Here is a 12,186-nt window from a genome sequence, read left to right on the forward strand (position 1 = left end):
CTATCGCACTCTCACCCTTCGTCCTCTTCCCCGACAGCCGCGTCCCCCGCCGAGCGAGGAGGCGGGCCGTCGCCGTAGAAGACCGCCTCCAGCACCAGCCCCTGCGGCGGCGCGGTGGCCCCGGCCAGCTGGCGGTCGCGAGAGGCCAGCACTTCGGCCACCCAGGCCTCGGGGCGGCGTCCCTTGCCCACCTCCACCAGCGTGCCCACCAGGTTGCGCACCATGTGCTTGAGGAACGCGGTGCCCTCCACCACGACGGCCAGGGTGTCGCCGGCCGTGCCCTCCACGCGCACCTGATGGATTTCGCGCACCGCGTGCTTCGCCTGGCAGTCCGCGGCGCGGAACGCGGAGAAGTCATGCCGGCCCAGCAGCGCCCCGGACGCGCGGCGCATGGCCTCCACGTCCAGCGGGGCGAACAGCTCCCAGTGCGTCGTGCGCAACAGCGGGGACCGCGTGCGCCGGTTGCTCAGCCGGTAGCGGTAGCGCTTGCCGCGAGACCAGCGGCGCGGGTCGAACCCCGGCGCCACCTCCTCCGCGGCCACCACCGCGATGTCCGGCGGGAGGATGCCGTTGAGGCCCATCGTGTACGCCTTCATCGGCAGCACGCGCGGCGTGTCGAAGCAGGCCACCTGCCCCGTCGCATGCACCCCGGAGTCGGTGCGGCCGGCGGAGGTCACGGACACGGGCTCCCCCAGGAGCTTCTGGAGTGCGGCCTGGAGCGTGGACTGGATGGACGGCCCGTTGGGCTGAATCTGCCAGCCCACGTACCGAGTGCCTTCGTATTCGAGCGTCAGCTTCAGCCGGGGCATGGATACAGCGAGACCAAGAGACACGCGGATCAGCGCGTCTTCAGCCAGCCCTCCAGGACATCCGCCGCCAGCTTCGCCAGGGAGACGTTCGCCCGGCGGGCCTGGGCCTCCAGCTTCTCGTACAACGCCGGGTCCAGCGTCAGCGCGAGCAGGCGCGGCTCGGTGGCGGGCAGCTCGTCCAGGCGCATGGCCTCCGTGGGCGGGCCGTCCACGGACGCCACGACCTCCGCCAGCTCCAGCGCCACTTCCGACGTGGGCGCGGAGGACTGGCGCGTGGACAGCCGCTTCAACTCCTGCGGGCGCTCGTCCTCGAAGAGCTGCTTGACGAAGTTGGCCAGGTGCAGCGGCGTGGGCGTGAAGTCATACGCGTCCAGGAAGGCGTCCAGGTCGCGCTGCATGTCCAGCGCCGTCTGGTAGCGGCGCTCGCGGTCGCGGGCGAGCGCGCGCATCAGGATGGCCTCCACGCGCTCCGGCAGGTCCTCGCGGAAGTACGACGGCGCGTAGATCTTCGCTTCGGTGATGCTGCGCATGACGGCGACGTCGGAGTCACCGGTGAAGAGCTTGAAGCCGGTGAGCCACTCGTAGAGGACGGTGCCCAGCGAGAAGATGTCGCTGCGGCAGTCCAGCGGCCGGCCCAGGCACTGCTCCGGGGAGAGGTAGCTGAGCTTGCCCTTGATTTCGCCCGAGCGCGTCTCCTCCACCTGGTTGGCGGCCTTGGCGATGCCGAAGTCGAGCACCTTCACCGAGCCGTCGAACGCGACGATGATGTTCTCCGGCGTCACGTCGCGGTGGACGATGTTCAGCGGGTTGCCGTAGCGGTCCTTCTTCTGGTGCGCGTAGTGCAATCCCGCGCAGACGCAGGAGGCGATCTTCAGCGCGTACACCATGGGGAAGGGAATCCCCATGGCCTCGGCCTTGGGCACGACGCGGCGCATGTCGCGGCCGGACACGTACTCCATGGCGATGAAGTAGCTGTCGACGATCTTCCCCAGGTCGTGGATCTGCACGATGTTGGGGTGGTTGAGCTGGGCGGCCAGCCGCGCCTCGTTGAGGAACATCTTCACGAAGGCCGCGTGCTTGGACAGATGCGGGCGGATGCGCTTGATGACGATGGGCGTCTCGTCGCCGCTGGCATCCACCTGGTGCGCGAGGAAGATCTCCGCCATGCCCCCCACGGCAATCCGGTCGATGAGCCGGTAGTTGCCGAAGCGGAACGCGTCGCGCGGGGGCGAGGAGGCGGCGGGAGCCATGGGAGCAATGTAGCCGCGCCCTGCCCGGCGGCGCTAACGAAGTTGGACGACGTGCACCTTGAGTGCCGGTTCCTCACCAACGGACGCCGGAAAGTCGAGCCCCGAGGGACCGAGCGACCCCACCGTCTTCCCCGCCCTGCCAGCCCGCGTCACGCCCTCCAGCACCATCGTTTCGAACCGGCGCGAGGGCAGCCCCGCCAGGTTGCAGCAGGCGACCAGGCGGCCCTTGGGAGCCACCACCCTCGCGGCGGCCTCGGCCAGCCGGGCGTAGTCGCGGGCGGCGGAGAAGCGCGTCGTCTTCGTGGTGGAGAAGGACGGCGGGTCCGCGACCACGACGTCAAAGGCCTCCCCCTTCTTCGCCAGCCGCCCGAGCCAATCGAAGACATCGCCCGCCACGTAGTCGTAGCGGTCCACGGATTGACCGTTGAGGCGCGCGTTCTCCTCGCCCCATTCGAGCACGCGGCGGCTGGCGTCCATGTTGAGCACGCGCTTCGCCCCCCCGGCGGTCGCGGCAATGCCAAAGGCGCAGGTGTACGCGAAGAGGTTGAGGACGGTGAGGCCGGAGGCCTGGGCCTGGAGCCACGCGCGGGTGTCGCGCATGTCCAGGTAGAGGCCGACGGAGAGGCCCTGTCCCGGGCGGATGTGGAAGGACAGGCCGTTCTCCTTCGAGACGAAGTCCTCCACGGGCTCACCCCGGGCGGCGGTCTCCGGAGCCAGCGCGTCCTTCGCCACGTTGGCGAGCACGCGGGCCTCCCGGGGGCGGCGCTTCAAGTAGACGCTCCGGGGCGCCCACGCGGCGACGGCGGCATCGAGCAGCGCGGCTTCCTCGGCCTCGGTCAGGTCGCGATAGAGGCTGACCACGACGACGTCACCGAAGATGTCCGCCGTGACGTCGGGCACGCCGTCCGCGGCGCCGTTGAGGAGGCGGAAGGCGGAGGTGGCGGGGTCTGAGAGCAGCGGCCCCCGGCGGACGCGGGAGTCGCGCAGGAGGTCCACGAGGCAGGGAGGCAGGGCACTCACGCGCCCCTTCTACCCTACGAACCCAGCCGTGCGCGGGACCAGACGCGGGTGAGCGCGGCGGCGGCGTCGCGGGCCAGGTCCACGTAGTCACTGCCCAGGAGCTGCCCTTCGCGGACGCAGACGCGGCCGTCGACGATGGTCCACGCCACGCGGGCGGCGACGAGCTGGCCCAGGAGGTAGGGCGAGTAGCCCGTCTCCGGGTCCGCGGCGGGGATGGCGTCGTAGACGACGAGGTCCGCGATGCTCCCCTCCTCCACGCCGCCCGAGGGCTTGCCATACAGCCGGGTGCACAGCTCCGCGGGGCCGCTGACGAACAGGTGCGCCAGCGAGTCATCCAGGTCCGGCATGCGGCCGGAGCGGGCCAGGGACAGCATGCTGACGAGCGCCCCGCCCAGCTCCTCCTGGAGGGTGCCATGGCCGCCGGTGCCCAGGCCCACGAGGTGGAGGCTGGACAGCGCGCCGTCGGCGGACTCGGCCGCGCGGTCCATGGAGCGCGTGGTGCGGGGCGTGAGGGCGATGAAGGTACCGGAGGCGGCCAGCCGCTCGGACTCGGAGCGCTCCACGGCGCGAGGGTAGCCAGCGATGGCGTGGGGCCCCAGCAGGCCGAGCGCATCCAGGCGGGGCACGACGCGGACGCCGTGCGTGGCGTAGGTGGTGGACAGGTCGTCCTCGTTCTCCGCGAGGTGGAAGACGACGGCCGCGTTCAGCTCCGCGCGCAGTCCCGCGATGCGGGCCAGGAGCGAGTCCTCGCAGGTGTACGACGCATGGAAGCCCAGCGCGCCGCGGACGCGGGGGTGTGCGCGGTAGCGGCGGACGAAGTCTGCGTTGGCGTCCGCCTGGGCATGGGCCACCTCCGCGCCGTCCAGGCTGTGCGTGGAGTGGGACGTGACCAGGCGGATGCCGAGCGAGTCCGCGGCGCGCGCCTGGCCCTCCAGTCCCCCGGCGACGTCGGTGGGGCACGACAGGTGGTCGACGACGAGGGAGACGCCATCGAGCAGCGCGCGGGCGGCGGCGAAGCGGGTCAGGACCTCCACGTCCTCGGCGGTGAGGAGGTTGGCCACCGAGCGCATGCGCTCCAGGCGCGAGCGGGGCTGGCGCAGGAGGAAGTCGCCATTGGGGGGCAACAGCTGCCCGTTGACCATGTGCGAGTGACAGTCCACGAGGCCGGGGGCGACGAGCCGGCCGCGACAGGCGACCTCCCAGTCACCGGGCAGCACGGGCACCTCTGCGTCGGGGGCGACGCGGCGGATGATGCCCTCTTCCACGACGACGGCCATGCCGTGGCGGACGCGACCGTCCGCACGGAACACGGCGCAGTTCTTCAGAAGCAGTCGGCCTTCCATGGACCTTCCCGTTTTAGCACGGGGTAGGTGGCGGATGAACCCCGGCTCCTATTGGAGGCCCCGAGGCGGGGAGCCATGCAGGGCTCCGGCCACTCAATTCGAATAAACGCAACGCATCGTCACCGGATCGAACATCGCGTTCCGTCCCTGCCCGAAATCGACCCCCACGTAGGGAGGAACGGACCTCAAGAGGCGAAGCCTCACGGGTTCAGGTTCCGTCTCGAAGCGGAAGGTGACGGGCTCCTCCAGAAACCATGCCTTCGCCCGCGCGAACTCCTCCTCCGTCAAGGAGCCATCGGTCCGGCTGGAGAGTGCACGGACCCGGGCCTCGTTGTCCTGAAGCACGGTCTTGAGGCGACTCCATTCCCCCCAATGTCTGCCTGCGACCTGGGCAAGGGCCGGCGACATCGCGAGCAATGACAACAGGGCCAACGGAGGAAGCACCCTTCGCCAGAGATGGACGATGCGATCAGGCACCTTCCGGGCGACGAAGAAGCAACAATAGCCGACAAGAAGAAACAACCATCCGCAGAACGCGAGCTCCGTGAGCAGGTCCACGGGTGGGTCACCCGGGAAAGGGTGCGGATCTCCCAGCAGGATCTGGCCAACCCCCAGGGCACTCAGCGCAAGCAGGACGCCCACCGACGGCACGAAGCCACACACCAACCCAATGATTCCCAACCGCGGAAGTCCGCGAGCGGATGATTTCATTCCAGTGTCGCGGCTCGCCGGAGGAAGAAGCTCCGGAGTGAACTGTCGCGTGGACGGAACTTTCATGGATTCGGTCCGGAGAGGGGTTGGACGGAGACTCTCTCCTGCCCGGCAGGCAGGACGGCAAGGAGCCCGGGTTCTAGGCCCCTGGCGACCCGGTATACTCCACCTCCCATGACACCGCTGAGCCCCGGAGTCGCCACCGCCACGGAGCAGGACACGCCCGCCGCACCCGGCACCCTGCGCTTTCGCCGCCTGTGGCTGTTCTCGCCCCGGGCCGACCTGGTCATCCTGGGCATCCCCCTGGCCCTGACCCTGGTGGCCGCCGTCGCCAGCGCGTTCCTCGCCCCGGATGCAGAGGACAGTGCCCACCGGCTGCTGGGGTGGACGGCCCAGAACCTCCTGGGCAATGCCACGCACGTCATCCTCACGTTCCTGCTCTTCGGCGTGCACCGCGACGTGCTCACCGCCGCCCCGAACCAGCCGCGCACCATCCTCGCTGGCGCGCTGGCCACGCTCGCCGTGGGCGCGGCGCTGTTCTTCACCTTCTACGCCGACCGCGCCATCCACACCTTCGCCGTCGCCGTCATCTTCAACGTCTTCGGCCTGCACCACACCCTGTCTCAGCACCGGGGCCTGTGGTCCCTGCACGGCCTGCGCGGCGGACAGGCGGGCCTCGCGCCGCCCTCCGCGCTCGAGCGCAAGCTCCAGCAGTGCTACGTCCCGCTGCTCCTCTCCCTCCTCCTCGTCCGCATCTTCTTCGTGGCCGAGTCCGCCGCGCCGGGCGCCCCCGCCTGGCTCGACGTGGGCCAGGGCGCCGTCCTTCCGTGGCAGGTGCTGCCCGTGCTCCTCGCCGTGTGGCTGGGCTACTTCCTCCTGCTCTTCCGCGCCGTGCTCCGCTCCGGCACCGCCAGCGGCCCCAAGGTGCTCTACCTCCTGGGCATGGCCACGGCGACTGGCCTTGCGCTCGCGGCCCCGTCCTGGGGCTACGTGATGCTCCCGGGCATGCACGGCCTGGAGTACTACATCCTCAGTGCCCGCATGCTGGAGCCGCGTGAAGGCGACGCCCCTCGCCTGAGCCGCAAGCTCATCCTGCCCGCCATGGCGGCGTCCATGATCCCGCTGTTCGCGCTGGGCACGGTGCATGCCTTCCTGCTGGACGGCCCCATCCGCGGCTCGCTGGGCATCGGCGGCGGCGCGCAGGCGCATCCCGTGCTGCGTGCCCTCACCTCGCTGAGCTTCGCATGCGTGCTCGCCCACTACTTCGCGGATGCCTTCATCTTCCGCTTCCGCATCCCCTCCATCCGCCAGGTGATGCTGCGCCGCCTGGGCTTCACGCCCGCGCCCCGCCCGGCGCCCGAGGCCCGGTAGTCAGTCTCGGGAGTCCCCCGGGGCCTTTGTTGGGCCCACCCCTGCCCCGCAAAGAAAAATGGCAGGCCCTTCCAGATGGAGGGACCTGCCATTTCCGCACAACCGAGGTGGCTCAGTTGTAGGTGTTGTTCTGGCCGAAGTTCTTCATCGTCTTCTTCTTCAGCTGGTCCGTCGCTTCCTGGCCGTCGTTCTCGACGTTGTCCTTGCCGGCCAGCGCCGCCGCGGAGGCGCCGAACAGCTTGCGGATGTTGTCGCCGAACAGGGTGATCACGCCGATGGCGGCGATCGCGATGAGGGCCACGATGATGATGTACTCGGTCATGCCCTGACCACGGTTCTTGCGGAACTGCTTCTTCGGGGCCTTCGCGATCGCGTTCATGGGGAACTCCGGGGGTCGTTGCAGCGGTGGAGAGACACACCCTGCGGGAAGTCAGGGTCGATACGGACAGTACAACGGGCGGGCAAGCACCTCCATCCGTCATCGGGAGGATGGGGGGGCTGATCAAGCAATATCGCGGATCTGGAACCTCTCAAGGCTTCGCTCCCCCCTGTTTCAGGGCCCGCCGGGGGCCGCCGTGGGAGTCCGGGCCGGACCTCCGCAGGCGGCGGGCGGCAGGGCCTCGCAGTAGGCCTTGAACGCCTTCTGCAGCTTCCTGTCCTGGGGGTGGCGCGCCGCCAGCTCCCGGCCCACCGCCAGCGCGACGTCCGCGTTCATCGGTGTCCACACCGTGCGCGTGGACCAGGCCTGGGCCGTCACCAGCTTGAGGTACTCCGTCACCAGCTCTGGTGAACGGCCGCCCTTCGCCACCTCCGGCTCCAGCAGCGACGCCGCCAGGGAGAGGTCCCCCTGCGCCAGCGCCGTCTTGCCCAGCGCGAGCGCCGACGCGGGGTCCTCCGGCGCCAGCGAACGCCACAGCGTCGCCACGCCCCGGACCACCGGATCCTTCTCTGAATGGTAGCGCTCCACGTTGCGGTACAGCCCCGCGACCTGCTCCGCCGTGGGCGGGTGCTCGCGCAGGTACTGGTGCAACAGCAGCCCCGGCCCCGAGTCCGGCGACCGGCGCTCGTCCTTCACGCGCACATCCAGGTTCGCCAGGAAGAACGCCACCGGCGAGGCGTACTCCAGCAGGTTGTGGTCGTCCGTGTTGATGGGGCCCTCACCCGCGAAGTCCTTCTGGCCGGCCTCCGTGTGCACCTGCTTGGACAACAGGCCGAACAGGTCGTTGATCTCCACCCGCCCCAGGTCCGCCTTCACGTCCGGCCGGGCCATGCGCGCCGCCACCACCGCCGCGTCGAACGACAGCGGCTTGCGGCTGGCCACCATCACCAGGTCCTCCGGCCCCAGCCACGTCGTGGCGTGCGGGAAGGTGTCGTGCAGCGTGCGCATCACCAGCCGCACCAGCTCGCGGTTGCTCTCGTAGGTGTGGATCCACTGCACCAGCACGCCGTCGTCCGTCAGGTGCTTGTCCACCAGCTGGAAGAAGTCGCGCGTGAAGAGGCCGGACACGCCCGTCACCCAGGGGTTGGACGGCACGCTGACGATGAGGTCGTACTTGATGGGCGCCAGCGCCATGAACGTCTTCGCGTCGTCGATGTGCACGTGCGTGCGCGGATCATCCACCGCGTTGCGGTTGTCCGCCTTGAACAGACGCGCCGCCTCGATGACCGCCGGCGAAATCTCCACCATGTCCAGGCGCTCCACCGGGTGCGCCAGCACGCTGCCCGTGGTGATGGCCGCGCCGGAGCCGATGACGAGCACGTTCTTCGGGTCGCGCGGGTGCAGCAGCACGCCCAGGTGGCCCGCCATCACCTGCGTCTCGATGTCGCCTCCGTTCGTGGCGTCCGTCTTGCCGTTGATCTTCATGAAGCGGAGGCTCTCGCTCGCCAGGTCCCCCACCATCACCGTGGCGAAGGTGTCATCCGCGTAGAAGCGCGGGACGATGGTCCGCTCCGTGTCCGCCACCAGCTTCGCGTAGCTCTCCGGAGGCTTCTGGTACGCGCGCACCGCCGCGATGCTGGACAGCCGCTGCGGCCAGCCCTGCATGCTCCCCAGCACCACCACCGCCAGCACCGCCGCCACGCCCACCGGCGCCAGCGTGCGCCACGCGGGCACCACCGGGTTTGTGCCCTCCCCTTCCTTCGCCGCGGACACCGCGCGGAACGCCAGGGCCGCGGCGACGAGGTTCGCCACCGCCCCCGCGATGAAGTTGCCCTGCATGCCCCAGAAGGGCATCAGCACCAGCCCGCCCAGCACGGAGCCGGACAGCGTGCCCGCCGTGTTCCACAGGTACACGCCGCCCAGCTCGCGCCCCACCTCGGACACCTTCGCCGTGGCCACGCGGGCGGCCGCCGGGAACGCCACGCCCATGATGAACGTGGGCACCAGGAGCACCAGACAGCAGAACCCGAACGTGATGCCCTGGAAGATGGGCCACGTCTCCACCGCGCGCGTGAGCATCCACTCCGACCAGCGGAACAGGTGCGGCAGCCGCACGTACAGGGGAAGCGCCACGCAGAGGCTCAACACCAGCCCCACCTGCGTCCAGCCATACATCTTCAGCGAGTCCCCACCCTCCTTGCGCGTCATCAGCCAGAAGCTGCCCAGGCCGATGCCCAGGATGAACGCCGTCAGGATGAGCGTGAAGGCATACGTGGAGGCCCCCAGCACGATGGCCAGCAGGCGAATCCACGTCACCTGATACAGCATGGACGTGAAGCCCGACAGCATCACGCCGATGAGCGCCGCCCGCACCGCCCGCCGGGGATAGGCCACGTCCTCCGCGGACGGCGCCGCGCCCACCACCACCGCCGGTGGGTGCTGCCGCGCCAGCGCCAGCGCCGCCAGTGCGAGGAACACGTTGAGCCCGGCGGCGATTTGAGCGGACGCGGACAGGCCCACCAGCGGCACCAGCCGCGTGCCCGCCACGTACACCCCCACCGCCGCGCCCAGGCTGTTGATGGCATACAGCCGCGCCAGCTCCCTGCGTACCCCGGAGAGGCTGGCCGCGAAGTGGCGCACCAACGCCGGCAGCGTGCCGCCCATCAGCAGCGTGGGCACCACCAGCGACAGCGAGGACACGAGCAGGCGCGGCGCCACCCGCAGGCCCTCCGGCACGTGGGGCGCCAGGGCCAGCCACAGGTGCTCCAGCGCACCCAGGACGTAGGGGAACGCCAGCGCGTACAGCCCCACGCCCAGCTCCAGCACACCGTAGAGCGCCAGCGGGCTCTTCACCCGGTCCGCTGTCCGCCCGAAGACAAACGCCCCCAGCGCCAGCCCCCCCATGAACGTGGCCAGCACGACGGCGTGCGCCTGCCCGCTGTTGCCCAGCACGTTCCCCAGGTATTTGGACCAGACAAGCTCGTAGACGAGCGCCGTCGCCCCGGACAGGAACAGAAGGGCGGCCACAAGGTTCTTCGGAGGACGTGGAGTGCGGGTCATAGGGACAGCACTCGACGTTACCCGGTATGTTTCAGGTCCACCAATGAACGCCCAACTCCTGCAAGCCGCGCAGCTCGCCTGGTCCCCCCACCTCCGCGTGACACGTGCCGAGGGGGACTGCGCCCAGGTGCTGCGCCGCGACGCCAAGGCGCTCGTGGGCATGCCCCTGCACACCGCGCTCGGGGTTCCGCAGGAGCGCGCCCGCGAACTGGATGCGCGGGCACGCGAGGACCGCCGCGCGGTGGAGTTCGTCACCCTCTCCGCGGGCGGCCCCACCGGCAACCCGCCCGCGTCCCACCTGCGGCTGGTGCTGGGCATGGATGGCGAGGAGGCCGCCGCGGGCGTGCTCGACCTGGGCACGGTGCTGGAGGGCGCCCCGCCGGTGCAGATCTCCAAGCTGTCCTCGTCGCTCAGCCATGAGATCCGCAACCCGCTCTCCTCCGTGAAGATGGCGGTGCAGACGCTGGCCCGGAACACCGGCCTGTCGGACCGGGACAAGCGGCGGCTCACCATCGCCAACCGCGAGATCCGGACCATGGAGCGCATGCTGTGGCTGCTCTCCGAATACGGCCGGGAGAGCGTGGCGAACCTGGATGCCCACGCCCTGCGCTCGGTCGTCCAGGAGGCGACCGCCATGGTGGCCCCGGAGTTGGCCGAGCGCCGCATCGAGGTGGACGTGAAGGAAGAGGCGGACCTGCCCCGCGTGAGGGTGGATCCCAACCGGTTGAGGCCCGTGCTCGCTCAAGTCCTGCTCAACGTGGCCATGGGCCTGCCGGAAGAGGGCCGCGTCCAGGTGACGCTGCGCCAGCCCGACCCCGGACACGTCAGCCTCATCCTGGATGATCCAGCCGCGGCCCTGCCCCCGGAGGAGCGGGGCACGCTGTTCGACCCCTTCGGCTCGCGGCTGGCGCGGGGCGCGGGGCTGTCCCTGGCCGCCCTGCGGCGGGTGATGACGGGGGTGGGCGGCGATGTCGCGGCCCAGGGGAGTGCGGAGCCAGGGATGGTGTTCACGCTGACCTTCGCCGCCTGAGGACCCCATGGAGACCCTCCTCATCGTCGACGATGACGTGTCGCTGCTCGAAACCCTCACGATGCACTTCGAGGACATCGAGCAGGACGACGGCCAGCCGCGCTACCAGGTCGTCACGGCGACCAGCGCCGCGGCGGGCCTCAAGGCCGCCCAGGAGAACATGCCCAGCGTGGTCATCCTGGACATGATGCTCCCGGACCGGACGGGCCTGGAGATCATCGAGGAGATGAAGGGGCTGTGCGGCGACGCGCGCATCATCCTCGTCACCGCGTACCACGACATGGAGACGACCATCCGGGCCATGAAGGCCGGTGCGTTCGACTACATCCACAAGCCCTTCCCGGACCCGGCCGCCCTGGACCTCGTCGTGGAGCGCGCGCTGGAGTACCGGCAGCTGTCGCGCCGCGCGGATGAGGTCCACCGCGAGAACGCCGTCGTCCGCCTGGGCGACATCGTGGGCACCAGCCCGTCCATGCAGCAGCTGGTGAAGGAGATTGGCAAGGTCGCGAGCAGCACCGCGACGGTGCTGATCAACGGCGAGAGCGGCACGGGCAAGGAGCTCATCGCCCGCGTCATCCACAACTACTCCTACGACGAGCCCCGCCCCTTCATCGGCATCAACTGCTCCGCCATCGTGGACACGCTCCTGGAGAGCGAGCTGTTCGGCCACGAGAAGGGCGCCTTCACCGGCGCCGTGGGTGCCAAGCCCGGCAAGTTCGAGCTGGCCGAGGACGGCACCGTCTTCCTGGATGAGATTGGCGACATGTCGCTGATGCTCCAGGCGAAGCTGTTGCGCGTGCTCCAGGAGCGAGAGTTCGAGCGCGTGGGCGGCGTCAAGCGCGTGAAGCTGCGCGCCCGCGTCATCGCCGCCACCCACCGCCATCTGGCGGACGAGGTGGACCAGAGCCGCTTCCGCGAGGACCTCTACCAGCGCCTCAAGGTGATTACCCTCGTCATCCCGCCCCTGCGTGAGCGGCGCGAGGACATCCCCCCGCTGGTGAAGCACCTCCTGGAGCGCATCAACGAGAAGGTGCACAAGCGCGTCACCCGCGTGCCCCACGAGGTGATGGAGCGCCTCACGCGCCTGCCCTGGCGCGGCAACGTGCGCGAGCTGGAGAACGTCCTCACCCGCGCCGTGGTGCTCGCCCCCGGCGACGTGCTCCGGGGCGACGACCTGCCCACCCTGGAAGTCCACCCCTCAGGCCCCCTGGAC

Annotated in this window: 10 protein-coding genes; 3 read left to right on the forward strand and 7 right to left on the reverse strand. The window is 70.0% G+C overall.

Features of this window, described 5'->3' with window-relative positions; all coding sequences use genetic code 11:
• Positions 1 to 11: 11 nt before the first annotated feature.
• The 5 genes from truA to D7W81_RS15185 all read right to left on the reverse strand — a co-directional run bounded on the left by truA (position 12) and on the right by D7W81_RS15185 (position 4,980).
• Entirely contained in the window at positions 12 to 809 is a 798-nt protein-coding gene (gene truA / locus D7W81_RS15165; RefSeq protein WP_120556087.1) for a tRNA pseudouridine(38-40) synthase TruA, read from the reverse strand.
• A 29-nt stretch (positions 810 to 838) separates the two neighbouring features.
• A complete protein-coding gene (locus D7W81_RS15170; protein ID WP_120556088.1) occupies positions 839 to 2,059 on the reverse strand; it encodes a serine/threonine protein kinase in 1,221 nt (406 codons plus the stop codon).
• A gap of 33 nt (positions 2,060 to 2,092) precedes the next feature.
• The gene (locus tag D7W81_RS15175; RefSeq protein WP_120556089.1) at positions 2,093 to 3,079 is read right to left on the reverse strand and encodes a class I SAM-dependent rRNA methyltransferase; all 987 of its coding nucleotides are present in this window, start codon (positions 3,077 to 3,079) and stop codon (positions 2,093 to 2,095) included.
• A gap of 14 nt (positions 3,080 to 3,093) precedes the next feature.
• Positions 3,094 to 4,422: an amidohydrolase family protein gene (locus D7W81_RS15180; protein ID WP_120556090.1), complete on the reverse strand. Its 1,329-nt coding sequence runs from the start codon at positions 4,420 to 4,422 to the stop codon at positions 3,094 to 3,096.
• 93 nt (positions 4,423 to 4,515) lie between these two features.
• Complete coding sequence (locus D7W81_RS15185; RefSeq protein WP_147445492.1) at positions 4,516 to 4,980, reverse strand: hypothetical protein; 465 nt, start codon at positions 4,978 to 4,980, stop codon at positions 4,516 to 4,518.
• A gap of 327 nt (positions 4,981 to 5,307) precedes the next feature.
• Here D7W81_RS15185 and D7W81_RS15190 point away from each other — a divergent pair, with 327 nt between their 5' ends.
• Positions 5,308 to 6,504: a hypothetical protein gene (locus D7W81_RS15190; protein WP_120556092.1), complete on the forward strand. Its 1,197-nt coding sequence runs from the start codon at positions 5,308 to 5,310 to the stop codon at positions 6,502 to 6,504.
• 112 nt (positions 6,505 to 6,616) lie between these two features.
• Here the strand turns inward: D7W81_RS15190 and D7W81_RS15195 are convergent, their stop codons facing one another.
• A complete protein-coding gene (locus D7W81_RS15195) occupies positions 6,617 to 6,883 on the reverse strand; it encodes a hypothetical protein (protein WP_120556093.1) in 267 nt (88 codons plus the stop codon).
• A gap of 174 nt (positions 6,884 to 7,057) precedes the next feature.
• Positions 7,058 to 9,910, reverse strand: coding sequence for a fused MFS/spermidine synthase (locus D7W81_RS15200; protein WP_244227223.1), 2,853 nt, complete (start codon positions 9,908 to 9,910; stop codon positions 7,058 to 7,060).
• Positions 9,911 to 9,986: 76 nt separating this feature from the next.
• On the opposite strand from D7W81_RS15200, the gene D7W81_RS15205 reads away from it, so the two are divergent.
• Entirely contained in the window at positions 9,987 to 10,973 is a 987-nt protein-coding gene (locus D7W81_RS15205) for a sensor histidine kinase (RefSeq protein WP_120556095.1), read from the forward strand.
• 7 nt (positions 10,974 to 10,980) lie between these two features.
• Positions 10,981 to 12,186: sigma-54-dependent transcriptional regulator (locus D7W81_RS15210; protein WP_147445493.1), on the forward strand; the 1,206-nt coding region annotated here is incomplete at its 3' end.

Source organism: Corallococcus aberystwythensis, assembly GCF_003612165.1.
In the GTDB taxonomy this organism is placed as follows: domain Bacteria; phylum Myxococcota; class Myxococcia; order Myxococcales; family Myxococcaceae; genus Corallococcus; species Corallococcus aberystwythensis.

Coding starts and splice junctions, on each gene's coding strand:
- D7W81_RS15170 (WP_120556088.1), bottom strand. CDS start 2,059: ATGGCTCCCGCCGCCTCCTCGCCCCCGCGCGACGCGTTCCGCTTCGGC.
- D7W81_RS15205 (WP_120556095.1), top strand. CDS start 9,987: ATGAACGCCCAACTCCTGCAAGCCGCGCAGCTCGCCTGGTCCCCCCAC.
- D7W81_RS15180 (WP_120556090.1), bottom strand. CDS start 4,422: ATGGAAGGCCGACTGCTTCTGAAGAACTGCGCCGTGTTCCGTGCGGAC.
- D7W81_RS15190 (WP_120556092.1), top strand. CDS start 5,308: ATGACACCGCTGAGCCCCGGAGTCGCCACCGCCACGGAGCAGGACACG.
- D7W81_RS15195 (WP_120556093.1), bottom strand. CDS start 6,883: ATGAACGCGATCGCGAAGGCCCCGAAGAAGCAGTTCCGCAAGAACCGT.
- truA (WP_120556087.1), bottom strand. CDS start 809: ATGCCCCGGCTGAAGCTGACGCTCGAATACGAAGGCACTCGGTACGTG.